General features: G+C 71.2%; 23 protein-coding genes and 1 tRNA gene. 7 read left to right on the forward strand and 17 right to left on the reverse strand.

All coding sequences use genetic code 11. The features are described from left to right. Positions 1-54: 54 nt before the first annotated feature. A complete protein-coding gene (locus ACLJQZ_RS33065) occupies positions 55-759 on the forward strand; it encodes a helix-turn-helix domain-containing protein (protein ID WP_410623749.1) in 705 nt (234 codons plus the stop codon). A gap of 44 nt (positions 760-803) precedes the next feature. On the opposite strand, the gene bcp is transcribed toward ACLJQZ_RS33065, so the two are convergent. The 5 genes from bcp to ACLJQZ_RS33090 all read right to left on the reverse strand — a co-directional run bounded on the left by bcp (position 804) and on the right by ACLJQZ_RS33090 (position 4,361). Then, positions 804-1,277, reverse strand: coding sequence for a thioredoxin-dependent thiol peroxidase (bcp, locus tag ACLJQZ_RS33070; protein WP_410623750.1), 474 nt, complete (start codon positions 1,275-1,277; stop codon positions 804-806). 25 nt (positions 1,278-1,302) lie between these two features. Next, positions 1,303-1,842: a hypothetical protein gene (locus ACLJQZ_RS33075; RefSeq protein ID WP_410623751.1), complete on the reverse strand. Its 540-nt coding sequence runs from the start codon at positions 1,840-1,842 to the stop codon at positions 1,303-1,305. Positions 1,843-2,032: 190 nt separating this feature from the next. Further along, complete coding sequence (locus ACLJQZ_RS33080) at positions 2,033-2,215, reverse strand: hypothetical protein (RefSeq protein ID WP_247056974.1); 183 nt, start codon at positions 2,213-2,215, stop codon at positions 2,033-2,035. A gap of 327 nt (positions 2,216-2,542) precedes the next feature. Then, the gene (locus ACLJQZ_RS33085) at positions 2,543-3,430 is read right to left on the reverse strand and encodes a hypothetical protein (RefSeq protein WP_410623752.1); all 888 of its coding nucleotides are present in this window, start codon (positions 3,428-3,430) and stop codon (positions 2,543-2,545) included. Positions 3,431-3,479: 49 nt separating this feature from the next. Continuing rightward, a complete protein-coding gene (locus ACLJQZ_RS33090) occupies positions 3,480-4,361 on the reverse strand; it encodes an AraC family transcriptional regulator N-terminal domain-containing protein (protein WP_410623831.1) in 882 nt (293 codons plus the stop codon). Between the two features lie 120 nt (positions 4,362-4,481). Between ACLJQZ_RS33090 and ACLJQZ_RS33095 the strand changes: the two genes are divergently transcribed. After that, positions 4,482-5,564 (forward strand): aldo/keto reductase, encoded by a 1,083-nt coding sequence (locus tag ACLJQZ_RS33095; protein WP_410623753.1) that lies wholly within the window; start codon positions 4,482-4,484, stop codon positions 5,562-5,564. Here the strand turns inward: ACLJQZ_RS33095 and ACLJQZ_RS33100 are convergent. Both ACLJQZ_RS33100 and ACLJQZ_RS33105 read right to left on the reverse strand, forming a co-directional pair. Next, complete coding sequence (locus ACLJQZ_RS33100; RefSeq protein ID WP_410623754.1) at positions 5,558-5,920, reverse strand: hypothetical protein; 363 nt, start codon at positions 5,918-5,920, stop codon at positions 5,558-5,560. The two genes, ACLJQZ_RS33095 and ACLJQZ_RS33100, sit on opposite strands and share 7 nt — an antisense overlap. A 325-nt stretch (positions 5,921-6,245) precedes the next feature. After that, a complete protein-coding gene (locus tag ACLJQZ_RS33105; RefSeq protein WP_410623755.1) occupies positions 6,246-7,163 on the reverse strand; it encodes a helix-turn-helix domain-containing protein in 918 nt (305 codons plus the stop codon). A gap of 70 nt (positions 7,164-7,233) precedes the next feature. Here ACLJQZ_RS33105 and ACLJQZ_RS33110 point away from each other — a divergent pair, with 70 nt between their 5' ends. Next, positions 7,234-8,184: an NAD(P)H-binding protein gene (locus tag ACLJQZ_RS33110; protein WP_410623756.1), complete on the forward strand. Its 951-nt coding sequence runs from the start codon at positions 7,234-7,236 to the stop codon at positions 8,182-8,184. 25 nt (positions 8,185-8,209) lie between these two features. Here ACLJQZ_RS33110 and ACLJQZ_RS33115 read toward each other — a convergent pair whose 3' ends face one another. The 3 genes from ACLJQZ_RS33115 to ACLJQZ_RS33125 all read right to left on the reverse strand — a co-directional run bounded on the left by ACLJQZ_RS33115 (position 8,210) and on the right by ACLJQZ_RS33125 (position 9,544). After that, a complete protein-coding gene (locus ACLJQZ_RS33115) occupies positions 8,210-8,989 on the reverse strand; it encodes a hypothetical protein (RefSeq protein WP_410623757.1) in 780 nt (259 codons plus the stop codon). 54 nt (positions 8,990-9,043) lie between these two features. Beyond that, positions 9,044-9,301 (reverse strand): hypothetical protein, encoded by a 258-nt coding sequence (locus tag ACLJQZ_RS33120; protein WP_410623758.1) that lies wholly within the window; start codon positions 9,299-9,301, stop codon positions 9,044-9,046. A 169-nt stretch (positions 9,302-9,470) separates the two neighbouring features. Then, positions 9,471-9,544, reverse strand: a tRNA-Leu gene (locus tag ACLJQZ_RS33125). Between the two features lie 121 nt (positions 9,545-9,665). Between ACLJQZ_RS33125 and ACLJQZ_RS33130 the strand changes: the two genes are divergently transcribed. Further along, a complete protein-coding gene (locus ACLJQZ_RS33130; RefSeq protein ID WP_247056962.1) occupies positions 9,666-9,887 on the forward strand; it encodes a DUF3618 domain-containing protein in 222 nt (73 codons plus the stop codon). A gap of 1 nt (position 9,888) precedes the next feature. Here ACLJQZ_RS33130 and ACLJQZ_RS33135 read toward each other — a convergent pair whose 3' ends face one another. Further along, entirely contained in the window at positions 9,889-10,338 is a 450-nt protein-coding gene (locus tag ACLJQZ_RS33135; RefSeq protein WP_410623832.1) for a hypothetical protein, read from the reverse strand. A 217-nt stretch (positions 10,339-10,555) separates the two neighbouring features. Next, on the reverse strand, positions 10,556-11,113 hold the full coding sequence (locus ACLJQZ_RS33140; RefSeq protein ID WP_410623833.1) for a TetR/AcrR family transcriptional regulator: 558 nt from the start codon (positions 11,111-11,113) through the stop codon (positions 10,556-10,558). 116 nt (positions 11,114-11,229) lie between these two features. Between ACLJQZ_RS33140 and ACLJQZ_RS33145 the strand changes: the two genes are divergently transcribed. After that, positions 11,230-12,687: a flavin-containing monooxygenase gene (locus ACLJQZ_RS33145; RefSeq protein ID WP_410623759.1), complete on the forward strand. Its 1,458-nt coding sequence runs from the start codon at positions 11,230-11,232 to the stop codon at positions 12,685-12,687. A gap of 64 nt (positions 12,688-12,751) precedes the next feature. On the opposite strand, the gene ACLJQZ_RS33150 is transcribed toward ACLJQZ_RS33145, so the two are convergent. The 3 genes from ACLJQZ_RS33150 to ACLJQZ_RS33160 all read right to left on the reverse strand — a co-directional run bounded on the left by ACLJQZ_RS33150 (position 12,752) and on the right by ACLJQZ_RS33160 (position 17,573). Continuing rightward, the gene (locus ACLJQZ_RS33150) at positions 12,752-13,222 is read right to left on the reverse strand and encodes a helix-turn-helix transcriptional regulator (RefSeq protein WP_326958311.1); all 471 of its coding nucleotides are present in this window, start codon (positions 13,220-13,222) and stop codon (positions 12,752-12,754) included. A gap of 202 nt (positions 13,223-13,424) precedes the next feature. Further along, a complete protein-coding gene (locus ACLJQZ_RS33155) occupies positions 13,425-14,840 on the reverse strand; it encodes an LCP family protein (RefSeq protein ID WP_410623834.1) in 1,416 nt (471 codons plus the stop codon). Between the two features lie 579 nt (positions 14,841-15,419). After that, positions 15,420-17,573 carry a phospholipase gene (locus ACLJQZ_RS33160; protein WP_410623760.1) on the reverse strand — a complete coding sequence of 718 codons (2,154 nt, stop codon included), beginning with the start codon at positions 17,571-17,573 and terminating at the stop codon, positions 15,420-15,422. A gap of 153 nt (positions 17,574-17,726) precedes the next feature. On the opposite strand from ACLJQZ_RS33160, the gene ACLJQZ_RS33165 reads away from it, so the two are divergent. Then, positions 17,727-18,584 carry a hypothetical protein gene (locus ACLJQZ_RS33165; protein WP_410623761.1) on the forward strand — a complete coding sequence of 286 codons (858 nt, stop codon included), beginning with the start codon at positions 17,727-17,729 and terminating at the stop codon, positions 18,582-18,584. A gap of 354 nt (positions 18,585-18,938) precedes the next feature. Here ACLJQZ_RS33165 and ACLJQZ_RS33170 read toward each other — a convergent pair whose 3' ends face one another. Further along, the gene (locus ACLJQZ_RS33170) at positions 18,939-20,339 is read right to left on the reverse strand and encodes a sensor domain-containing diguanylate cyclase (RefSeq protein WP_371827576.1); all 1,401 of its coding nucleotides are present in this window, start codon (positions 20,337-20,339) and stop codon (positions 18,939-18,941) included. Between the two features lie 362 nt (positions 20,340-20,701). Beyond that, entirely contained in the window at positions 20,702-21,910 is a 1,209-nt protein-coding gene (locus ACLJQZ_RS33175) for an MFS transporter (RefSeq protein WP_410623762.1), read from the reverse strand. Between the two features lie 384 nt (positions 21,911-22,294). Between ACLJQZ_RS33175 and ACLJQZ_RS33180 the strand changes: the two genes are divergently transcribed. Further along, positions 22,295-23,191 carry an SDR family NAD(P)-dependent oxidoreductase gene (locus ACLJQZ_RS33180; protein ID WP_410623763.1) on the forward strand — a complete coding sequence of 299 codons (897 nt, stop codon included), beginning with the start codon at positions 22,295-22,297 and terminating at the stop codon, positions 23,189-23,191. Positions 23,192-23,224: the final 33 nt, after the last annotated feature.

Here is a 23,224-nt window from a genome sequence, read left to right on the forward strand (position 1 = left end):
CCGGATGTATCGCCACCGGATCGATGTGGATCACGGCGCTGGCGGTGTCTGCTGGTGTCTGCAACCGAAGGTGAGTACGAATCGGGCGCGCGACTGCGCGCCGCTCGCGAGTACGTGAAGCTGAGCCTCGCCGAGATGGCGACGGCTGCGAACTTTTCGAAGTCCTACCTCGGGCAAGTGGAGACCGGGGTCCGGCCGGTTACCCTCGATGTGGTGACCGCGTACGAGAAGGTGCTGGGGAATGGCATGAAGCGCAAGGACATCACCCACCCGAGGCTCAGGAAGATCGAGGACGGCGAGCACCTGGCCGCCGTCAAGGCCGCGGTCGAAGCCGGTGATCCCGGTATCTTCGCCGAAGGTCCGACGTCGAGCACGATCGACGCGGCTGTCGCTCCCGTCGTCAGCGCGGCGGGCGTCGAGAACTTCCGCCGGTGGGCGGTCACCGGGAAGACGTCGACGCTGCGGGCCAACGCCGTGTCCATCATCGGGTTCCTGCCGGGCCGCGCAAACGCCGATCTCGTCGCTCGGGTGCTCGACACCGACGAGCGGGTCCGTGAGCTGTGCCTCGCGTCCGAGGTGTCGCGGCTAATGCAGTGGGACTGGGCGACGTCGAAGGCCGTCGCGGCCGATCCGGTCACCGCGCCGGATCCGCGGAAGCTGGCCGCGAAGCTCGCCAAAGAAGCCGTGTCCGAGGACTCCGAGGCGCGCTGGTGTGCCGGTTGGCTGCTTCAGCGGCTCGCGCCGGCGCTGGCCGGCTGAAGTCGTGGGCTGCCCGGCCTCGTGACCGGGCAGCCCCGCGGTGATCAGGCGGCCAGGCCGAGGTCCCGGATCAGCTTCGCGACGTGACCGGTCGCGCGGACGTTGTAGAAGGCCTGCGCGATCTTGCCTTCCGGGTCGACGACGAACGTCGAGCGGATGACGCCCAGGTAGGTCTTGCCGTAGTTCTTCTTCTCGCCGTACGCGCCCCACGCCTCGATCACGGTCTTGTCCGGGTCGCCCAGCAGCGGGAACGTCAGCTCTTCCTTCGCGACGAACTTCGCGAGCTTCGCCTGCGTGTCCGGCGAAATGCCGACGACCTGGTAGCCGGCGTCGTTCAGGTCGGCGAGGTTGTCGCGGAAGTCGCAGGCCTGCTTGGTGCAGCCCGGCGTGCTCGCGGCCGGGTAGAAGTACACGACGACGGACTTGCCGCGGAAGTCGCGCAGCGACACTTCCTTGCCCTCGCTGTCGGGCAGGGCGAAGTCCGGGGCGTCGTCACCGGGGGAAAGGCGCTCGGTCATGCCGCCGAGCGTAACGGGCGGCGGCTCAGGCGGGTCCGCAGTAGGTGACCACGGCTTCTTCGGTCGTGCTCGGCCTGATCTGCAGCCGGAGCTGCGTCGGGTCCTGCGGCACCGCGAAGGCCAGGGTGACGTGCACCGAGCGGCCCGGCAGCACGTCCTTGCCCGCGTCGGCGATGCCGGTGAAGCCCTGCGTCGTGTCGACGACCTGCTTGACCACCGCGCCGGACGCGGTGGCCGTGACCGCGAGGCCCGAAAGCTTGTACGTCGTGGTGCCGTTGTTGGTCAGCAGGACGTCGAAGGCCGCGCCGCGCGGGCTCTGCGGGTACGCCGACAGGCTGGGCTGGAACGACTGGGGCGAGCCGACCGAGATGGTGACACCGCTGGCGAACCGGTGGTCGGCGCCGAACTTCAGGTCGTTGCCCGCCTGGGCCGCCGCGGCACCCGCGGGTGCGGGGGAGCCGGCGCCGAGCGCGGCGGTGCCTTCCTGCGCCGGGACCCCGCACGCCACCGCCAGGCCCAACAGCCCTGAGGTGAAAATGATCTTGCACGAGCGCGCGAGCGCCATCGCGGGTACTCCAGTCGGCGGGTCGGGGGTGCCGTCGGCATCGGGTGTGCCGGGCGAACCCGCTCCACTCTGGTCGTGATCGCGCGGGGTTACGAGGCGCCACGGGGGGTTGTCGCGCACCTGGTGCCGCCCCGTGGCCAATCCGTGACCGGAACGGCACGGGTGGTGACAATCACCATCCACGTGCCACTTAAACCGCGAGGGCGAACAGCAGGATGAAGATCGCCACTCCGGCGACCCAGGCGGCCATCAGCCAGCCGAAATCGCGGACCGGGTCGACCGCGCGGCTCTCCTCGCCGGGCACGTAGACGCCGCGTCCTTCGAACCAGTCCGCCCAGCGGGCGAACCAGCCCAGGGGGTTGCGCGACGCCATCGTTCACCTCCGGGTACCGGCTTCCCCGTCACCCTACGGGTTCGGCGCCGGAGACCGGAAGGCGCGTGATGATCAGGAGTTTCGTCCCGGACCGGGCATGGCCGGGCGCTCGTTCGAGCGGGTTCGACGTCTTCGACCGGCCGTCGCGGCGGCGGCGGGCGGAGGCCGTGCCACCCCGGGTGGTCCGGTCGTCCGCCGGTCGCCGCCCGGCCGGCTCCGTTCGGTGACGTCGTTGCGTCGCGGTCCGTGGTCGTCTCACTGGCTGCGATGTGATGCGCCACGGCCGAGTGAACGTCGGTGTCACCCGTGTAGAGCTTTTCGCGACGTTCAGAGGACGCCGTTGCGCTGCAGGATCGACACGGCACGCACGGTGGCGTAACCGCGCCATTCGAGGGCCGCGGCGGGCGAAAAGCTCGCGAAGTCGACGCGCCAGCCGCCGTCGTCCTGCTGCTCCCCGGCGAGCCGCCGCAGCTCGGCGTCGATCACGTCCTGCTTGAACAACGCGCGCGCCGGGCGGTCCGGCAGCGGCGCGAAGTCCAGGGCGCGCAGGGTTTCGCCCTCGGATCCGCCGGCCACCGCGGCCAGGCCGTCGGCCGGGACGAACGCGCCGAGGTGGTCCAGCAGCTCGCTCGCCTCGGGGTGAATGTCGTGGGCCGCGTCGGCGAACTGGACCGCGAAGGACAGCACGATCGCGTGCGGGGCTTCGGAGAGTTCCTCGATGGCGCGGAAGCAGTACCGCGTCGCGCCGGCCAGCCACGGGTGGTCGCGCACGGTGCGGTCGTGCCGCGCGACGCGCAGCGCGACGGCGGCCGCGAACGCCGTGCTCTGCAGGGTGGCTTCTTCGGGATCGGCCTGGACCCAGAACGGCGCGCAGCCCGCCGGGTCGGCCACCGGCAGCGCGAAGGGCAGGCCACCGTCGGGGCGGGACGCGCCGGCCAGCCAGTCGCAGAGCTTCGCCGCGTGCGGCGAGGTGTCAGGGGCGATGTCTTCGAACACCTCGAACGCGTGCAGGGCGCCGCCGGGCTGGCTCTCCGGGGCGCGCAGGTCCGGCTCGAGGCCCCAGCCGTAGCCGCCGTCGGGATTGCGATAGCCGTCGGCGGCGGCGAGCACGGCGGCGGCGTCGGTCCTGCCGAGAAGCAGTTCGAAGCGGCGGCGGTCGAGGAGACGGGCGTGCGTGGCCAGGAAGGACGCCGCCGCGGAGAGGTTCGCAGTCACCGGTTCAGGGTCGCACCGGCGCGGCCGGCGGTCTTGAACGGATCGGCGGTCAGGGCAGTTGCGCCGCCGGCGCCGCGGCTTCGCGCAGGCGCGCCGCGTCCTGACCGGGCGGAGCCCCGAACAACCGCCGGTACTCGCGGTTGAACTGCGACGGGCTGTCGTACCCCACGAGGTGCCCCACTCCCGCGATGTCACCCGCGCCGGCGACCAGCAGGGACCGCGCTTCCTGCAGGCGGATGCGCTTCTGGAACTGCAGCGGGCTCATCGCCGTCACCGCGCGGAAGTGGCGGTGGAACGCCGACGGGCTCATGCCGGTCAGCCGCGCCAGCTCGTCGACGCGCATCGGCTCGGCGTAGTTGTCGCGGATCCAGCGGATCGCCCGGCTGGCGTGCGACAGGCTGCTGTCGGCCAGGCCGATCTGGCGCAGCAGGCCGCCGTGCGGGCCGGTGAGCAGCCGCCACAGGATCTCGCGCTCGATCAGCGGTGCGAGCACCGGCGCGTCCGCCGGGTGGTCGAGCAGCCGCAGCAGCCGGGCGGTGGCGTCCAGCAGGTCGACGCCGGCGTCCCCGATCGCGATCGGGGACGTGGTGCGCGAGCGCGACGGCGGTGTCTCCAGCAGCAGCGGCGCGATGGCCGCGGGCCGCAGGGCCAGGCCCATGCCCAACGCCGGCGTCCGCGGTGACGCGCCCACGAAGTGGCCGGTCACCGGCAGGTCCGTGGTGACCAGGAGGTACTGCCCGGCCGTGTACTCGTGCACCTGCTCGCCCAGGAGCAGCCGCTTGCCGCCCTGCGCCATGACGACCAGCAGCGGCTCCGTCAGCGAATGGTGCGGCTCCGCGGAGTCCACTTTGGACAACAGCAGGCCCGGCACGCGGGTGCGCAGGTCCGCGCGGGCGTGCGCCGCGACGAGGTCGCGGATTTCGGCGAGCAGCATGCCTCAAGGGAACCAATGTCGAGAGGATCGTGCAAGAGGTCGCGTGGATCGATCTACCGCTGAGCTGGCAACTCGCGTTTCCTGGTATCAGGCAATCCGACACGCAGGGAGCGTTTCATGTCACTCGATCACTACGTCACCCTGGGCCGGTCCGGACTGCGCGTCAGCCCGTTCGCGCTCGGCGCGATGACCTTCGGCGAAGACCCGGGCGGCGCCGGCTGCAGCGTCGAAGAGTCCGAGAAGATCCTGGCGTCCTACCTGGACCTGGGCGGGAACTTCGTCGACACGGCCAACTTCTACACCAACGGCCACTCGGAGAAGATCCTCGGCGACTTCTTCGCCGCGCGGCCCGGCCGCCGGCAGCACGTCGTGCTGGCGTCCAAGTTCTTCGGCAACATGTTCCCCGGCGACCCGAACGGCGGCGGCGCGGGCCGCGCGTCGATCATCGCCCAGCTCGAACAGACCCTCCGCCGCCTGCGGACCGACTACCTCGACCTGTACTGGCTGCACAACTGGGACCGCAACACCCCGATCGAGGAGACCCTGCGGACCCTCGACGACCTGGTCCGCGCGGGCAAGATCCGCTACGTCGGCTTCTCCAACACCCCGGCGTGGGTCACCGCGCAGGCCCAGACGACCGCGCAGCTGCGGGGCTGGACGCCGCTGATCGCGCTGCAGGTCGAGTACTCGCTGCTGGCCCGCACCGTCGAAGGCGAGCTCGCCCCGTTCGCGCTCGACCAGGGGATCGCGCTGACGCCGTGGAGCCCGCTGAAGAACGGCTTCCTGTCCGGCAAGTACCGCCGCGGCGCCGGCACCCCCGAGTCAGCCCGCGCGGCGTACGTCGGCGGCCCGAGCGACGCGGAGTTCGACGTCGTCGAGGCCGTCGCGGCGATCGCCGGCGAGCTGGGCACGACGTCCGCCGCGGTGGCACTGGCCTGGCTGCGCGCCCGCCCGGGCACGGTCGTCCCGATCGTCGGCGCGCGCCGCCTGGAACACCTGACCGGCAACCTCGCGGCGCTGGAGATCGCCCTTTCCGCGGACCAGCTCGCCCGTTTGGACGACGTCTCGGCCCCGACGCTGGACTACCCGGCCCCGATGCGCGGCGCCCAGCGCGCGATGCTGCAGTTCGCGGGCACGACGGTCGACGGGGAGCCGTCGGCGGTCTACCCGCCGCTGCTGCAGAGCGACGTCCGCTACTGACCGCTCACCCGGGCCAGGACGGCGTCGAGGCTCTTCCGGACGTTCTCCCGCAGGCCGTCGTCGCGCAGGTCGGTCAGGAACTGCTCGTTGATGGCGCCCGGGGTCAGGTGCTTCCCGGCCAGGTCTTCGAGCGTGCCGGGGTGCCGGAGCAGGGTCCGGCCCAGCTCACCGAAGACGTGCGCCACGTAGGCGTTCGCGTCTTCGGGCGCGACGCCGTGCTCGGTCATCCAGGTCGCTGGTCGAGGTGTGCGGCGAACGAGAACGTGGTCAGAGTCCGGCTTGCCGGGCGGGACGACGACGTCGCCCACGCTCTCGAACGACGCCCGGGCGCCGGTGTGGCCTGGTCCCCGGCTCACAGTCGGCAGCGGGATGGACCGGACCCAGCGGCCGGCGCGGTCCGCCCCTCACAGCCGGTCCAGCGACACCCCGGCCAGTACGTGCCCGGGCCAGATCGCCGGATAGGCGGCATATTTCCGAGTGGGGGAGGCCCTCACTCGAACCCCCACCGCTCCCTGGGGGGACGTCCCACGACCAGCGTACCGCCGGCCACTGACAAATCCGCGTTTCCGGCGCCGCCGCGGCCGCGTTGTCCACAAGCGACCGAGGTTGTGGACAACCGGCCGAACCCGGGGATCGGTGTCGAGGCCGGTCCTGCGGCTGCCCTTTGGATCGGGGCGAACCCTAACCGCGGAACGTCCGGCGGTAGGCGTCCGGGGCCACGCCCACCGTACGGTGGAAGTGCCGGCGCAACGTCGTGGCCGTGCCCATGCCGACCGCCTCCGCGATGGCGTCCACGCTGCTCTTCGACGTCTCCAGCAGCTCCTGCGCGCGGCGGATGCGCTGGGTCAGCAGCCATTGCAGCGGCGTAGTGCCGGTGACCGTCCGGAAGTGGCGGGTCAGGGTGCGGGCGCTCATGTTGGCCCGCCGCGCCAGGTCGTCCACCGACAGCGGCCGGTCCAGGCGTCCGGCCGCCCAGGGGAACAGCTCGGTGAGCGGGTGGTCGTCCCGGGCGGGCACCGGCGCGGGGACGAACTGGGCCTGGCCGCCGTCGCGGTGCGGCGGCACGACCAGGCGGCGGGCGATCGTGTTGGCGACGGCCGAGCCGTGGTCGGTGCGGACCAGGTGCAGGCACAGGTCCATCGCCGCGGCCTTGCCCGCCGACGTCAGGACGCTGCCGTTGTCGACGTAGAGCACGTCCGGGTCGACGGTCACCGCCGGGTAGCGCTCGGCCAGCACGCCGGTGTGGGCCCAGTGGGTCGTCGCGCGCAGCCCGTCGAGCAGGCCGGCGGCGGCCAGCACGAACGCGCCGGTGCAGAGGGACGCCACCCGCGCGCCCCGCGCGTGGGCCGCGCGCACGGCGTCGAGCAGGTCGGCCGGCGGGTCGACGTCGACGTCCGCCCAGCCGGGGACGAGCACCGTGTCGGCGCGCGCCAGCCGGTCGAACCCGTGCTCCGGCTCCAGCCGGAACCGGCCGACCAGGACGGGCGCCGAGCCGCAGACGGCGAAGTCGTACCGGGGGTTCTCGCCGAAGACCTCCGACGCGATGGCCAGCTCGAAGGACAGCATCCCGTCGGTCGCGGCCAGCGCCACAGTCTTCATGTCCGGAATTGTACGCATGATGGCGTTCCGGACACTGTCAGCGCGGCGCCGCGCTCGTCAGGATGGCTGCATGACATCGGTACTGGTTTACGGCGCTTACGGGCACACCGGGCGTTTCGTGGTGGCTGAGCTGCGCGAACGCGGCTTCGAGCCGATCCTCTCCGGCCGCGACGCGGCGCGCCTGCCCGGCGGCCGGCCCGCCTCGGTCGACGACCCGGCGTCGCTCGACCGCGCGCTGGAGGGCGTGGCCGCGGTGATCAACACCGCGGGACCCTTCGCGGAGACGGCCGCCCCGGTCATCGAGGCGGCGCAGCGGGCGGGCGTGCCTTACGTCGACGTCGCGGCCGAACTGGAGGCCAACCTCGACACCTTCGCGCGCTTCGCGGACGCGGACACCGTCGTCGTCCCGGCGATGGCGTTCTACGGCGGTCTCGGCGACCTGCTGACCACGGCGGCCATGGGCGACTGGACGAGCGCGGACGAGATTCACGTCGCGTACGGCCTGAGCGGCTGGCACCCGACGGCGGGAACGCTCGCCGCGGGCCGCGTCTCCCACACGCGGCGCGGCGGCAAGCGCATCCGGTTCGCGGACGGTCGCCTGGAGTACCACGACGACGCGCTGCCGAAGCTGTCGTGGCCGTTCCCCGAACCGCTGGGCGCGCAGCCGGTGCTCGGCGAGTTCACGATGGCCGACGTCGTGACGATCCCCAGCCACCTGAAGGTCACGTCGGTGACGACGTACATGACTTCGGTGGCGGCCGAGGGCCTGTCAGCGGCTCAAGAGCGGTCGGGGGCACCGGAGACGTTCGTGGTCGACGTCGTGGTGCGATCCGGTGGCGAGGAACGCCGGATGGTGGCGCGCGGCCAGGACATCTACGCGGTCACGGCGCCGCTCGCGGTGGAGGCGGTGGAGCGGATCCTGACGGGCCGCACCAGGACGAAGGGCGTCGCCTCGGCGGGCGAGCTGTTCGACGCCCCGGACTTCCTGCGGGCGCTGGCACCGCGCGTCACGCTCGGCTGAGCTTCAGGAGAGCCGGGGGGCGAGGTCAGCGGGCGGTGTCGAGGTCGAGAATCGCGCTCGCCACCTCCGAGCGAAGCAGCGTCGACCAGATGATCTCGCCGGGTGCCGGTTCCATCTCCGCGAGCGGAGACGGCTCAGGCTGCCAGTCGTCCGGCGTGACGCCGGGAACACAGTCGAGGAGCAGGGCGAAGATCGCCGGGTCGGGGATGCCTTCGGCGATGATCGCCAGGTAGGCCTCGTGATCCTCGTCGAGACGCACCAGAGCTTTGACGCGATGGTGGCGGAACTCGGCCACGGCGAGCTTTCCGGTCGTGAGCGACATCGAGATGAGGCGGAGCACCATTTTCTTCATCTCACGACGCCAGGCGACGGCTTGCTCGGCGGTGAAGCGCTTCCAATCCCAGTCGGCGGGGAGGAGACGCGTGGTCGAGACGGTCTTGCCCTCCGTGCACTCGCGCTTGATCGACTCGTAGAAGTCGCGCTGGGGGCTGTCGGCTTGGCGGCGTCCCGCTGCGCCGATCCACCACGTGCCGGCGTCGCGTGGCAGTCCGTCCGGCAGGTCGTCGTCGTGCAGCTGGGTGACGACGGCTCGTTGGTCGGCGGTCTTGACCTTGAACCACACTCGGTCGCACAGAGCCAAGATCCGACGAGCCCCGCCGGCGTCCCGCTGTTCCGGCACTGCCTGCGCGGCCGCGACGACCGGGTTGTCCAGCTCGTCGAGTGGGTGGCCGAGATCCGGCACCGAAAGGCCGAGGTCGGCCAGGCATCTCTTCGTCGGACGGACGCCGACCGGGACCTGGGTCATGATCGAAATGCTAGAGAACTTGGTTGCGGCGGGTGCCAATGGGCACACGCTGAGCTACTTCGGCAGGCCGCCGAGGTCGTCGATCTCGGCGGCGCTGAATCCGGTCATCAGGGAGATGGCGGCGGCGTCGGAGCCGTTGAGCCGGCCGAGCGCGGCTTTGATGCCCGCGTTGATCTCGTCGCGGTGAGCGTCGATGTACTCGCGCACGGCGGCATCGACGATGTCCTTCTTCGAGCGCGACAGGAAATGAGCTGCGTGAGACACGAGTTCATCGGTCGCGGCGTCCACCTTGATCGGCGCCGTCGTGGCCATGGTCGAACTCCTCTCAAGGCGATGCGAACGATCTTCTCGGTACCAAAGTACCAGTGGCTACCCTTGGAAGGGTAGCGAGGACGCAGTCGAAGATCGGCGGAAGGCGTCGATGCGAACTCGAGAGCCGATCGGCACGTCACGCTCGGCTGAGCGAGCGGGGGGATTCGAGTGGGCCCGGAGAGACTCGAACTCTCACTGGCACGGACCTAAACCGTGTGCCTCTGCCAATTGGGCTACGGGCCCTGCGCATCCGGAAGCGTAGCGTGCTGCGGCCTCCGCCACGCCGGGCCGTGGCCGGTGCGGGGTTCCGGGGGCGGGCCAGCTAACGTTGGCCACCAGCAGTCCCTTGCGGCGAGGAGGACCCGTGGCCCGCGATCCCGAGACGATCGAGCGTGAGATCGAGCAGGCTCGAACCGCCCTGGCGGCGACGCTCGACCAGCTGACCGTCAAGGCCGACCCGAAGAAACTCGCGGACGCGGCCAAGAACGGCGTGCGCGCCAAGCTGGACAACCCCAAGGTCAAGTACCCGCTGATCGGTGCGGGTGTCCTGGTGCTCGCCCTGCTGGTGCGCAAGCTCCTCAAGTAGCTCAGGCGCGGGCCGGCTTGGCCGGGGTCTTCGTTTCGACCTCGGGGGCCGGCTCGGCCACCGGCTTCGGCTCCTCGACTTCCTTGGGGAGCTGCTTGCCCGTCGGCAGCACCGGCTTCTTCTCGGCCGGCTTCTCGACCTTCTCGACAACCTTCTCGGCGGTCTGCTGCTTCGGCACGCTGCCGGGCGGCGGGACCTCGAGCGGCGGGAGCTTCGGGAGCGTCAGCCGGGCGGTCATGTAGGCGCTGGTGAAGTCCAGCGCGCTGCCGTTGATCAGGTGCACCACCGTGGTCCGGCCGCCGCCGGAAAGCTGTTCGACCAGCTGGTCCGCGCGGTCCCGAGCGGCGATGATGCCCGGTGCCCGGGCGGTCAGCTCCTTGCCTTGGCCGCTGACCGTGATCGCCCAGTCCGCGTCCTGTTGGACGTACGTCGCCGTGATCGCTTCCACCATCTGCCTCACGCCCCTCTCCCTCTCCAGCATGCCCTCACGCGTACGTGACCCGGTTGCCACGTCCTTATGACGTGGTTCCCGCCACCCTGTTCACGACCGCGCGAAGCCCAGCACACTTTTGTACCGTGTCATCGATACCGTAGAGCAACTCTGTGTCACAAGACACGGAGCGCAAAGTGCGCTGAGTAACGACCAAATGGCCTAATGCACGAGCAGATTACCGTGCACGACGCCGAAGTCCAGCCCAGAGGACGTCCATCGCGTACTCGGTGGCCATTTCGGGGGTCACTTCTTCGTGGCGCTCGCACCAGATAGCGAGCCGCTCGCAGGCTCCGACGACGAATTCCGCGGCCGCTTCGGCTTGCAGGTCGTCGTCTCCGGCGAAATAACCGCTCTTCAGTGCGGCGATGAGGTCGGTCTGCTGCCGGCGGGTCTCTTCGACCTCGTCGGCGGCCGGCGTGCCGATCAGTGCCATCTCGTGCCGCAGCAGCGACCAGGCCTGCCGCCGCTCCCGGATGAACACGAAGAACGCCAGCAGGCCGCGTCGCAGGGCGTCCTCGGCGGTGGTCGCGCCCACCATCGCCTGCTCGGTGACCTCCCGCAGGACCGCGCGCGACTCCTGGATGCAGGCCAGGAGCAGGCCCTCCTTCGAGTTGAAGTACTCGTAGAGCATCGGCTTCGAGACACCCACCAGCTCGGCGATCTCGTCCATGGAGGCCGCCGCGTAGCCGCGCGCCGAAAAGACCTGCTCGGCGACGTCGATCATCTGCCGCATCCGCTCGGCCCGGGGCATGCGCTTGCGCTTGGCGGTGGTCACGGGCAACACTCTACTGGTAGTAACCTACTCTGAGTAAGCTGGACGACGGGTAACAGGAAACCGGGAGGCAGGCCATGGGCAACCGCACGGAGACCGGGGTCGTCATCGTCGGGACCGGGTTCTCCGGTCTTGGCATGGCGATCCAGCTGCGCAAGGAGGGGCGCGACGACTTCGTCATCCTCGAGAAGGCGCACGATGTCGGCGGTACCTGGCGCGACAACAGCTACCCGGGGTGCGCCTGCGACATCCCGTCGCACATGTACTCGTTCTCCTTCGAGCAGAACCCGGGCTGGTCGCGGGCGTATTCGCCGCAGCCGGAGATCTGGCGCTACATGCGCGAGGTGGCCGACAAGCACGACCTGCGCCGGTTCATCCGCTTCGGCCAGGAGATGACCGGGGCCCGCTGGGACGGCGAGGAGAACCGCTGGCACGTCGCCACGAGGGGCGGCGACGAGTTCGCGGGTCAGGCGCTGGTCGCCGGCGTCGGGGCGCTGCACCTGCCGCAGATCCCGGAGCTGCCGGGCATCGAGAAGTTCGCGGGCCCGGCGTTCCACTCCGCGCAGTGGCGCCACGACGTCGACCTCGCCGGCAAACGGGTCGCGGTGATCGGCACCGGCGCCAGCGCCGTCCAGTTCGTGCCGCGGATCGCGCCGGAGGTCGGGGAGCTGACGCTGTTCCAGCGCACGCCGCCGTGGATCATGCCGAAGGCCGACCACGAGATGTCCGGCCGCGCGCGGGCGCTGTTCAAGGCGTTCCCGCTCGCCCAGCGCGCCTACCGCAACTTCCTCTACTGGACGCTCGAAGCGCGCGCCATCGGCTTCAACGGCCAGACGTGGATGATGAAGATCGGCCAGCGCCTGGCCAAGCGCAACATCGACCAGGCCATCCAGGACCCGGCGCTGCGCCGCAAGGTCACGCCGGACTACACCATGGGCTGCAAGCGCGTGCTCATCTCGAACGACTACTACCCGGCGCTCGCGCGGGACAACGTCGACGTCGTGACCGATGGCGTCCGGGAGGTCCGCGAGCACAGCGTCGTCGACGCGGCCGGGGTCGAGCACGAGGTCGACGCGATCGTCTACGGCACCGGTTTCCACGTCTCCGACGCCTTCGACGACCTGGAGATCGTCGGCCGCGACGGGCGCAACCTCGGCAAGGAGTGGGCGACCGAGGGGATGCGGACGCACCTCGGGATCACCGTCGCCGGCTTCCCGAACCTGTTCTTCCTGCTTGGCCCGAACACCGGCCTCGGCCACAACTCGGTGGTGTTCATGATCGAGGCGCAGATCTCCTACGTCGCCGAGGCGCTGCGGCTCGCGGGCGGCCGGGCGATCGAACCGAAGGCCGAGGTGCAGGAGCGGTTCAACACGCGGATCCAGCGCAAGCTCGCGAAGGGCATCTGGACCCGCGGCGGCTGCAAGAGCTGGTACCTGGACGCGAAAGGCGTCAACCGGACGATCTGGCCCGGGTTCACCTGGCGCTACTGGCTCGACACGCGCAAGGTGCGACGCGAGGACTACCTGGTGGGCTGACAGCTGCGGTCGTGAGTGCGTAACAGTGTTAGAACACTGTTACGCACTCACGACCGGGCGGGGATCAGCGGGAGACGTAGCGGCGGAGGCTGGCGATCAGGTCCACAGTGGGCAGTTCGCAGAGCTCCGCCATCCGCTCCAGGGCGGGCAGGTCGAGGGCGACCTCGCCGGGGCCGTGGTCACCGGCCGTGCGGAGGCGGTCTTCGGCCCAGCGGCGCAGGGGGAGCAGCTCGGGCGGCGCGTCGGCGACGACCTTGCGCAGGTCGACGCGGACCCGGCCGGGCTCGTCGACGAACACCCGCCGGTGCACCTTGGCCAGCAGGTCCTGGGGCAGCTCGTCCATCGCGACGCACAGCTCGACCAGCCGCACCACGGAACACTGTCTGGTGCCCAGTTCGTAGGTGGCCAGCGTCTGCAGCGAGATCTCGCTCTGCAGGTGCTGGTTCAGCTCCTTGCGCGTCCAGCCTCGGCTGCGCCTGAGCTTGCGGAGCTCGTCTCCGAGTATCCGCTGGTAGTCCTCGGCGTCGATCAGCACATCAATGTCCCCTGCCGTGTTCCTCCCGCGGCACCTTCACGGAGGTGACAGTTTCCGTGCAGGTGCACCCTCACGTGTATGTAAGTGCGCAGGTGCCCACGCATTACGCGGATTCCGGCATGTCTTTGATACCGATTGCGCGAGTTAGGCCTAACGGGTTAACGGCAGATGACCACGACGTGCAATTTGCAGGTGCCGTGACTCAGTTGACGCAGGGAACGCCCTCGGCGGTGATGGGCTTCTCCTCGTCGGCCGGTGGCGGCGCGGGCGCCTGGGACGTCGCGCCCCCCGCACTGGAACCGGCGTTCGAGTCGGTGCTGGGAGCCTTGTAGTCGGAGCCGAGGAACACTGTCACGTGCCCGGCCCGGACGCTCTTGTCCTCCTGGACCGTCGGCGAGCCGCCGAGGGTGTCCGCGACGGCCTGGCCGGCGTCCTTGCCGCCCTTCGACACCCAGATCACCGTGGTCTTGCGCGAGGCCGAGTTCGCCGTGTCGCCCGCGGTGAACCCCTTGACCTCGAGGGCCTTGGCGACGGTCGCGGCCAGGCCGGTCTTGCCGGAGGCGTTGCGGACGTCGACCGTGGTCGCCTTGTTCGCGCTGTCGGCCTGCGGCGCGGGCGTCGTCGCACCCGGCTGCGGCCCGGCGAGGCCCTGGACGAAGTTCTTCACCTCGGTCGGGTCGACCTGGATGGCCGAGCCGTCTTCGGGGGTCTTGTAGTCGATGTTCTTCACCGGGATGGTGCGGAACTCGAGCTGGCCGCCGGTCAGGCCCTTCATCTGCTGGGCGAACCCGAAGATGTCCCAGTTCTGGTTGAGCACGACCGACTTCTTGATCGCGTCGATCAGGTCGCTGAGCTTGCCCGGGTTCGTCAGCGTGCCGGCCGAGAGCACCTTGCGGGCCATGCCGGCCATGAACACCTGCTGCCGGACGACCCGGTCGAGGTCGCCGTTGGGCAGGCCGTGGCGCTGGCGGACGAACTCGAGCGCCTCGACGCCGGAGATCGTGTGCTGGCCCTTGGTGAAGTTCGCGCCGGAGTACTCGTCCTTGACGGTGTTGTTCAGGCAGACGTCGACGCCGCCGATGGCCGTGGTGATCTCGCTGAAGCCGAGCAGGTTGACCGCGGCGTAGTTGTCGATGGTCGACCCGGTGAGCTTCTCGACGGTCTGGATCAGCTCCTTCGCCCCGGCCTGGTTGGCCTGGACGTCGAGCTGCTTGGGGTCGGTCACGCCCTGTTTCTGCAGGTCCTTGCGGGCCGACAGCATCGCGCGGGCGTACGCGGAGTTGATCTTGTGCTTGCCGTAGCCGCCGGGGATGTCGACGTAGGTGTCGCGCGGCAGCGAAATCGCCACGGCCTTGCTGCCGTCGTTCGGGATGTGCACGAAGATCAGCGAGTCGGTGTTCAGCTCGCCGTCGGAGTCGCCGGCCCGCAGCTGGTCGAGCACCTCGCGCGAGAGCGGGTTGCCCTGGGCGTCAGTGCGGCTGTCCAGGCCGACGAGCAGGATGTCGCGGGCGCCGTCGGCGGGCTTGTCGCCACCGGCGTCGTTGCTGATCACGTTCGCGTAGTTGAGGCCGTTGACCAGGCCCTGCATGGCGGCCCACGCGTACCCGGTCAGGCCCATCACCAGCAGCGAGACGACGGTCAGCGCGATCTTCGCGCCCCGGAAGGAGTTGCGGCGGGCCCGCGGCGCCGGCCGCTTCGGTGGCGGCGGGCGGCGGGCGTCCACGGGTTCACGGCGAGGTGCGGGACGGCGAGGAGGCGGAGTGCCACGGCGCGCGTCAGCTCGTCCTGGCTCGTCCTCGTCCTGCCAGGGCCGGGCGGGGCGGCGGTCGCCTTGCCCGTTCCGAGGCGGGTGATCCACGCGGGCGCCTCCTCACTGCTCAGATCTGTAGGGCTACAGGATGGGACGCATGGGGCCTTCCCCTGGTTGCCGTAGCGTTACACATCCCCCTGTGGATGTGGCGTGCACCACCCACTTTCCCGCAGGCAGACCGGTTTCGCCTGGTCAGGACACCGCCGTCGCCGGACGCCGCAGCGGCCGCCGCGAAGAGCAGGGCGAACCGGTCAGCCCGGAGGAGCGCCGGTGTCCCACGGTCGAGTGAACGCCTGACCACCGCGAGGCCGAGCTTTCATAGGGAAAGATGCGTCGCAGGGGCCCTCAGACGCATCTTTCCCTACGAAAGCTCGGCCTTCGGACGGGTCAGGGGGACGCGTTGGCGGCTCGGCGGGCCGGGAGCAGCGTTCCGGCCGCGGCCAGCAGGGCGAACACCGCCGTGGCCGCGTGGAGCGTCACGCCGAGCAGGCCCGGGGTGCCGCCGTCGGCCGCGAACAGCAGCGAGGGCGCGCAGGCCAGCGCCGTGGCCAGCCAGGTGCCCGTCGCCGCGCTCGCGCCGATCCGGATCGTGTGCAGCAGGAACACCCCGAGCAGCAGGTGCACCAGGCTCTGGATCGGGTCGAGCCGCAGGCCGAGGATGTCCGCGTCCGCCGCGACGCCGCCGAAGCGCGTCAGGGCGAAGCCGAACACCCCGAGCGTCGCGTAGCCGATGCCCAGTGCCGCCGCGGCCCTGGTCAGCACCGCCGTCCGGCGGCCGGGGAGCTCCGCCGCGCGCGGCTGGCCGGCGCCGTGCGTGTGCCGCTCGAACCACCAGAACACCAGCGCCCCCGGCACCGCGAGCAACCCGACCGCGACCAGGGTGCGCGGCCGGACCAGCCACGTCAGCCCGTCGGCGATCCGGCCCGGCAGGTAGACGAGCGCCACCAGCAGCAGCATCCCGGCGAGGAACGCCAGGTACAGGCTCATCGGCGCGCGCACGACGAGCCGGCACACCGCGGTGACGCGGGGCCGGGAGCCGAGCCGTGACAGCGGGCCGGCCAGCAAGCCGAGCAGGCTCAGCTGGGTCACGCCGAGCAGCAGCACGCCCCACGGCGGCGCCGAGAACGCGGCCGGCGCGCCCGGGCTGCCGAGCAGCAGCGGCGGCCCGCCCCGGACGACGCTCACCACGGCGAGCGCCGTGACACCGGCGAAGGCCGCGAAGCCGAGAAGACGTCGTGACGGCCGTACGCCGTCGGCGTGCGCGAAGGCGAATTGCTGGGCGAGGAGCGCGAGGGCGAACGTCGCCGCGTAGCGGGGCTGCGGCGAGCCGGTCCAGTCTGCGGCCAGCTCGCCGCCGACGACCAGCGCGAGCAGGCCGGCCGCCGCCGCCACCGGGGCGCGGCGGTGCAGCGCCAGCAGCGGCGGTGCGCAGACGATCGTCAGCAGGTAGACGCCGAGCAGCCAGAGCGGGTGCAACGCGATCCGCATCACCGTCGCCGTGGTGCCCGCCGGGATGCCGAGCAGTTCCAGCGCGAGGGGCGTCAGCAGCGCGACGACGGCGAAGATCAGCGCCGGGCGCAGCAGCGGGCTGGCGCGTTCGGCCAGGTAGTGGCGGTAGCCGCCGCCCGTCTCCTGCTCGGCGCGCCAGCCGGCCGCGTTGGCGTGGCCGCCGGCGAAGAAGATCAACGGCGCGAGCTGGGCGAGCCAGGTCAGCGGCCACAACGCCGGTTCGGGCGCCCCGGCCCAGTCCGCGAGCGCCGTCACGGCCTCGCCGAGCAGCAGCAGGACGACCCCGCCGGCGCCGAGCAGCGCCCAGCGGCTCACCGACGCGGGTGCGGGAGCGGGGCGCGGCGTGGGTGTCACGCGGCGGGCGTAGTGCCAGCCGCGCAGCCGGAACACCAGCAGGCAGGCGATCACGAGCACGCCGGCGACCATCGGGCCGATCGGGTCGCCGACCGGCGGGCCCCAGCGCTGGTGCCACGAGTTGACGACCAGCCCGGCCGAGTAGAACGACGCGACGACCCGGCAGGTGCCCGCCGAGTCCATCGGGTTGAGGTCGCAGGCGTGGTGCATGTCGTAGGACAGCCGGCTGTCGAGCGCTTCGCGGACCTCCGGGCCGAGCGGGTGGCCCTTGCGGTCGGCGTAGCGCAGCAGGTCGTACCCGAGGTCGTGCGCCTTGCACGGCACCGCGTAGTCCCACTTGGTGTTGTCGTCGCCCCACGGCGTCGAGCAGCCGCCGTCGACGTGCACCGCGCGGACCGTGCCGTCGCGGGCCGGCATCGAACCCGGTCTGACGCCACTGAGCGCGGTGAAGTCCTTGGGCAGCAACGCCAGCGCGTCCGGGTGCGGGCCGGGGTGGACCAGGGCCTCGATCGCGTTCTGCGCGGCGAGGACGTCGCCGGTGGGCGGCCCCTGGTCGGGCGGTGACGGCGGGCGCGAGGCGATCAGCCCGAAAGCGAACACCACCAGCAGCACCAGCAACAGCCAGCCCGACGTCGACCAGGGTCGGCGGACACGCGACGGCTCGGTCGGGGCTGGCATGGGTCAAGGGTGCCAGCCCCGCCGCCGGGCCGACACGGGGCTAACCCCCGGGTGCGCGGTGGGGTTGCCCGATCGGCTGCCCGTTCTCGCCTTCCACGGCCGGGCCGCGGTGCGGAGACTCGGGGCGGGGCGCGGTGACCAGGGGGACGTCCAGTGTGCTCGACCGATCGGCGGGTGCCGGTGGAGAACACCGTGCGCGCGCTGCGCCGCCTCGCCCCCGGCGCGTCCCTGCGGGAACCGCGGGATCCCGACGTCCGGGTGCTCGCCCGGGCGCTGCGGAGCGTGGAGCCGGCGCTGCTCGCCCGCGGCTGTCCCGGGGAGGTCGCGCGCGTGGCGCCGGCCGATCAGGTGCGCGCGCTCGACCGGGCGGCGACCGGCTTCTTCGGCGCCGGGCCACCGGAAGCGGCCCGGCTGGTGCGGGCTTCCCGCCGCGGCGCCGGCCCGGTGACCGACCGGCTGCGGGCCGAGCCCGGGCTGCGGTGTGCCGCGCTGAACTGGGCGGAGGTCATGGGCCACGGCATCCTCGGCGCCTCGTTGCGCGGCGTGCCGCCGGTTCCGGCGGGGGAGGACGGCCGTCGTGCGGCCGAGCTGACGGTCGCCGCGCTGCTGCCCCGCGCCGACCGGCTTCCCGGCGAGCCGGCGGCGCCGAAGGGCGGGGCGATCCTCGAGGTCCGCGGGATCCGCGTGGGCTCGAGCGGGTTCCGCGTCGACGTCGAAGCGGACCCGCCGGTCGAGCTGGGGCCCGGGCCGACGCTGCGGGCGCTGTGGTGGAACGGGCTCGGCCGGGTGACCGACGACCTCGGGTTCGAGTACCTGATCCTGGCGAAGGACCCGGCCGGCACGGGCCCGGTCCGCCACTGGTGCCACCCACGCCCGGCCCCGGGCGCCCGGGTGCTGCGCCTGGAGTCCGCGGGCTACCGCGGCGAGCGGCTGCGGCTCACCCCGGCGGCGCCGGGGACGACGGCGGAGGTACTGGTGAAGACGCGGCTCACGGTCCGGCTGGGCGGTTGAGGGGCGAGAACGGGTTGGCGCGGGCCGGTCGGCTTGACGCGGAGGTGTGCGGTTGCGCCGGTCGCTCCGCGGTTCGGGGCTCCGCAGGTGGCTCGGCGTCGCGAGTTGCGTGAACTGCTGCGGTTGCGCGGGCTGGGCCGCTCGCCCTGCGGGTCGCGGCCGCGTGGGTTGCTCCGGTGGTCGGCCGGGGAGGAGAACTCCGCGCGGCGACCCCTCTCCCGGAATCCGGTGAACGCGCCGGGTGCCGCGCCTGGAGTCCGCGGCGAGCGGCCGCGGCTCACCCCGGCGGCCCCGGGGACGACGGCGGAGGTGCTGGTGAAGGCCCGGCTCACGGTCCGGCTGGGCGCCAGGCCGTCAGGACGCGGGTAGCTCGTCCGGGGTGTCCGGGGCGAAGCTCACCTGGTCGCGGCCGTTTTCCTTGGCCCGGTAGACCGCCGCGTCGGCCGCCTGCAGGAGACGGTCGAGCGTGTCGCCGTGCCTGGGGTACCGGGCCACGCCGATCGACGTCGTGCGGTCGGCGATCGTGGCCGGGTCGCCGCGCTTGTCGGTGGTGACGATGTGCAGCTTGGCGATCGCGATGCGGATGCGCTCGGCGGCGTCGTGCGTGGCCTCTTCGTCGATGTCCGGTAGCAGAATGAGGAATTCCTCGCCGCCGAAACGGCCTACCGAGTCACTCGGTCTGGTCACCTCGTCGAGGGTTTGCGCAACAGTGCGCAGCACGTCGTCACCCGCCGGGTGTCCATAGGTGTCGTTAATCCACTTGAAGTGGTCGAGATCGACCATCAGGAGCGCCAGCTGATCACTCGAACGCGCGGTCCGTTCCAGTGCGCGCTCCGCCGTCTCCGACCAGCCGCGCATGTTGAGAATGCCGGTTTTCGGATCCGTCCGGACGTCGTTCTGCAGCTGGTCGAGTTCGGCCAGGCGATTGAACACGACCGTCACCACGGCCATCACCGCGACCATCGGCGGCACCACCGCCAGCAGGATCGCGGTCACCGCGCCGAGGCCGATGGTGATCGCTTCGAGCATGTTGTCGGCCGGGCTGCCGAGGACGTTGCGAACCGTGGGCTCCGACGACATGCCGAGCGCGAGCGCCCCGCCGACGTAGACGATCTGGATCGCCTCGTAGATCGCGCCGGTGATGACGATCGTGGCGAACTCGTACAGGAAGTCGCCCCAGCCGAGACCCAGCAGGTGCGGCCCGAGCGCGACGTAGGTGAGGTGCGCGAGCACGCCCGCGAGGCCGTGCGTGAGCGACGAGAAAATGAAGTTGTGCGCCGGCCGCCGGGCGATGAACCAGTGCTGCAGCCGGATGACGAAGATGACCAGCAGAATCAACAGCGGGGGAAGGATCATCGCCGCCGAAAAGGTCCACACCGCGGTGAGGTCGATGAGGACCGTCTTTTTGCGGTTCCGGCGTCTTTCTTCCTGCCGCTGGGTCAGCTGGATGTGAATGGTGGCGCCGGCGGCGAGAATCGCGAAATTGATCCAGTCGCGCGGCACCAATGCCGGGGAACGGGTGAGCGAAAAAGCGAGGACGGCGACGGCGATCGCCTCGCTGGCGAGGATGAACGCGACCACCCGCGGACGGCGGCGCCAGAGCGCCCAGTTGCGCGGCGAGTACGGGTGGTCGCGCCGGAGTGTCCCGGATGGACCACTGGTAGTGGTCGCCACCTGGTCCGGTTCCGCGCGCGACGACGCGGGCCGCGGTGCGCGGCGGCCCGCGGTCGGGGCGTCGTCTGGTCCGGGATGCAATTGGTCACCTCCTTTCCAGCCTACTTGGGGTCTTGAGTAATCTCTTCGGTACCTGCCAGAGTGGTTCACGCATTCCGCCGCCGGGTATCATCCGACAGCAACGGAACTGCCGGGTCCCCGTCGTATCCGCCGGGAACGCGGACCAAAAGCATCTTCAGGCTCCCCACGGAGGTGGCACCGTTGACCAACCGCGATCTCTGATCCGTCGGCTAATTGTGGTCCCTTGATTACTTCGAGAGGTGGCTCCCGTGCGCAACCGCGACCTGTGACGAGTGCGAATCCCATTCACGATCTTGACTTCACGGAGAGGTGGCTTCCGATGGCGAACCGTGACCTCTGAACCCGGATCTCTTCACCCCGGCTCATGACGGCGGTGGTTCCGGCCCGTCGACCCGGCGCCAGGCGAGCGCGACCGGGACGGCCAGCAGCAGGCCCACCGCACCGGCGAGCGCGATCGTCGTGTTCGCGGAGCCGACCCACTGCGCGACCAGCCCGCCGATCCCCACGCCCAGCCCCTGGGCGACCCGCAGCCCGGTCCGGTACAGCCCGCCGGCGCTGCCGCGGATGTCGTTGGGGACCCACGTGATGAACGTGGCCGACACCGTGATGACGTACGCACCCGTCGCCCCCGCCAGCGCCAGCAGGACCAGCGCGGTCGCCAGCCCCGGCCGCAGCGCGAAGGCCGCCAGCGCGGCCAGCGGCAGCGCGGCCAGCACCCCCAGCAGCTTGCGGCGGCGCTCCGTCGAGACGAACCGCGACAGCACGAACGTGCCGAGCACGAAGCCCAGCGGGTCGGCGGCCAGCAGCCAGCCGACGGCTTGTTCGCCCGTGCCCAGTTGCGCGGCGAGCGGCGCGGCGAGGCCCTCCGGGATGACCGCCAGCCCGACCAGCCAGGACAGGTAGAGCAGCACCCGCAGCCGTTCGTCGCCGAAAACCTGCCGGATGGCGCCGAACCACGGGGCGCCGCCGTCCCCGGCGGCCGGGCGGCGCAGCACCAGCAGCTGGACCGCGACCGCGGCGACCAGGAACGTCAGCGCGTCGATCGCCAGCGCCCACGACGTGCCGATCGTCGTCACCAGCAACCCGCCGATGGCGAGGCCGCCCAGCATGGCCGTGTTGTTGGTGATCCCGCGCAGGTCCTGGCTCTGCAGGTAGACGTCGTCGTCGGTGAAGATCTCCCGGCCGAGCGCGTTCTGCGCGGCGTTGCCCGGCGCGTTCGCCAGCCGGGCCAGTACGAACAGCACGAACAGCCAGCCCATCGGCAGGCCGGGCACGGCCATCAGGCCGATCAGCACGGCCTGCGCGAGCGACCCGGCGGCCAGCACGGCCCGCCGCGGGAAGCGGTCGGCGAGCTGGGACAGGCCCAGGCCGCCGGCGAGCGCGGGCAGGAAAGTCAGTGAGTAGACGACGGCCGAGAGCAGTGGCGACCCGGTCCGGTCGAACACGAGGATGGCCAGCGCGACGATGGTGAGCTGGTCGCCCAGCATCGACTGCGTCTCGGCGAACCACAGCGCGCGGAACTCGCGGTTGGCGAGGACGGCCCGGAACCGGGGTGTCGCGCGCGTCGTCACCTTCTGACCACCGTCCCCCGATCGAGTGAATATGGATCGCCCCGCATTGTGCCTCGTCAGTGACAATCCGGTCCGGGGGCGTCACACCCGTGCTCCCGGGACCACTAACAGTATGCCGTCGGCTACTCGCCGACGTAGGCGGAACGACGCGGTACCGCGTCCTCGAACCGATCGGGTTACACCGCCTGACCGGCGGCGGACGGTGGCCGTGACCGGTGCGCGGGTATCTCCGGGCTGATCGAACCGGACTCGCTCGGCGCAGGGCAGCGGCCGCTCGTCGTCGTGGCGATGCTCCGTTGGGCCGAACGGGCGAAGACTGGAGCCAGGACCGGCCGGGGTGGACGGGCCGCCGCGCCGACGGCGCCGCAGATCGGGGAGATGACGATGGACGACTTGATGCAGGGCAAGGCGGTCGTGGTGACCGGCGCCGGGCGGGGGCTGGGCGAGGCGTTCGCGGTGCACATCGCGCGGGCCGGCGGCGCGGTGGTCGTCAACGACATCGACGTCGAGCTCGCCGAGCGGACCGCCCGGACCATCCGGGACCACGGCGGCCGGGCCGTGGCCAGCGGGCACAGCGTGGCCGAGGCGGGCGAGGCGCAGGAGATCGTCGACTGTTGCGTCAAGGAGTTCGGCGGGATCGACGGGCTCGTCAACAACGCCGGGCTGAACTACGAGGCGCTGCCCTGGGAGGACGACGCCGAGCAGGCCCGCGAGCTGGTCCAGGTGAACGTCCTGGGCGTCGTCAACACCGGCCTCGCCGCGATCAAGGCGATGGTCGACGCGGGCACCGGCGGCTCGATCGTCAACATCTCCTCCGGCGCCTCGCTCGGCCAGCGCAAGCTCGGCGTCTACGCCGCGAGCAAGGGCGCGGTCGCGTCCCTGACCTACTCGTGGGCGCTGGACCTCGAAGACGTCGGCATCCGCGTCAACGCCGTCTGCCCGCTCGCGCACACGCGCATGGTGTGGAAGTCCGAACGCTCCCTGCGCGCCTGCCCGCCGGACCGCACGCCGTCGCGGATCGCGCCGGTGGTGCTGTTCCTGCTCGGCGAGGGTTCGGACGGCATCACCGGCCAGATGATCCGCTGCAACGGCCCGCAGCTGCACGTCATGGGCCAGCCGTTCCTCAAGCAGCCGATCCTGGAGCGCCCGGTGTGGGACACCGAGACGGTGCAGAAGGCGTTCGACGAGGTCTTCAGCGCACACCTGGAGAACTACGGCCTGGAGAAGCGCGTCCCACCACGGCTGCGCAAGTGGACTGACACCTCGCCCCGCACCGCCTGACCACTTTGCGTCTCAAAGCCGCACTTTCATAGG

The sequence above is a fragment of the Amycolatopsis sp. cmx-8-4 genome, assembly GCF_046548675.1.
Taxonomy (GTDB): Bacteria; Actinomycetota; Actinomycetes; order Mycobacteriales; family Pseudonocardiaceae; genus Amycolatopsis.

Excerpts from the sequence above, each read along its gene's own strand:
- bcp (WP_410623750.1), bottom strand. The coding sequence starts at position 1,277 with ATGACCGAGCGCCTTTCCCCCGGTGACGACGCCCCGGACTTCGCCCTG.
- ACLJQZ_RS33075 (WP_410623751.1), bottom strand. The coding sequence starts at position 1,842 with ATGGCGCTCGCGCGCTCGTGCAAGATCATTTTCACCTCAGGGCTGTTG.
- ACLJQZ_RS33080 (WP_247056974.1), bottom strand. The coding sequence starts at position 2,215 with ATGGCGTCGCGCAACCCCCTGGGCTGGTTCGCCCGCTGGGCGGACTGG.
- ACLJQZ_RS33095 (WP_410623753.1), top strand. The coding sequence starts at position 4,482 with ATGTCACTCGATCACTACGTCACCCTGGGCCGGTCCGGACTGCGCGTC.
- ACLJQZ_RS33105 (WP_410623755.1), bottom strand. The coding sequence starts at position 7,163 with ATGAAGACTGTGGCGCTGGCCGCGACCGACGGGATGCTGTCCTTCGAG.
- ACLJQZ_RS33110 (WP_410623756.1), top strand. The coding sequence starts at position 7,234 with ATGACATCGGTACTGGTTTACGGCGCTTACGGGCACACCGGGCGTTTC.
- ACLJQZ_RS33115 (WP_410623757.1), bottom strand. The coding sequence starts at position 8,989 with ATGACCCAGGTCCCGGTCGGCGTCCGTCCGACGAAGAGATGCCTGGCC.
- ACLJQZ_RS33120 (WP_410623758.1), bottom strand. The coding sequence starts at position 9,301 with ATGGCCACGACGGCGCCGATCAAGGTGGACGCCGCGACCGATGAACTC.
- ACLJQZ_RS33135 (WP_410623832.1), bottom strand. The coding sequence starts at position 10,338 with ATGGTGGAAGCGATCACGGCGACGTACGTCCAACAGGACGCGGACTGG.
- ACLJQZ_RS33140 (WP_410623833.1), bottom strand. The coding sequence starts at position 11,113 with ATGCGGCAGATGATCGACGTCGCCGAGCAGGTCTTTTCGGCGCGCGGC.
- ACLJQZ_RS33145 (WP_410623759.1), top strand. The coding sequence starts at position 11,230 with ATGGGCAACCGCACGGAGACCGGGGTCGTCATCGTCGGGACCGGGTTC.
- ACLJQZ_RS33155 (WP_410623834.1), bottom strand. The coding sequence starts at position 14,840 with ATGGGCCTGACCGGGTACGCGTGGGCCGCCATGCAGGGCCTGGTCAAC.
- ACLJQZ_RS33160 (WP_410623760.1), bottom strand. The coding sequence starts at position 17,573 with ATGCCAGCCCCGACCGAGCCGTCGCGTGTCCGCCGACCCTGGTCGACG.
- ACLJQZ_RS33180 (WP_410623763.1), top strand. The coding sequence starts at position 22,295 with ATGGACGACTTGATGCAGGGCAAGGCGGTCGTGGTGACCGGCGCCGGG.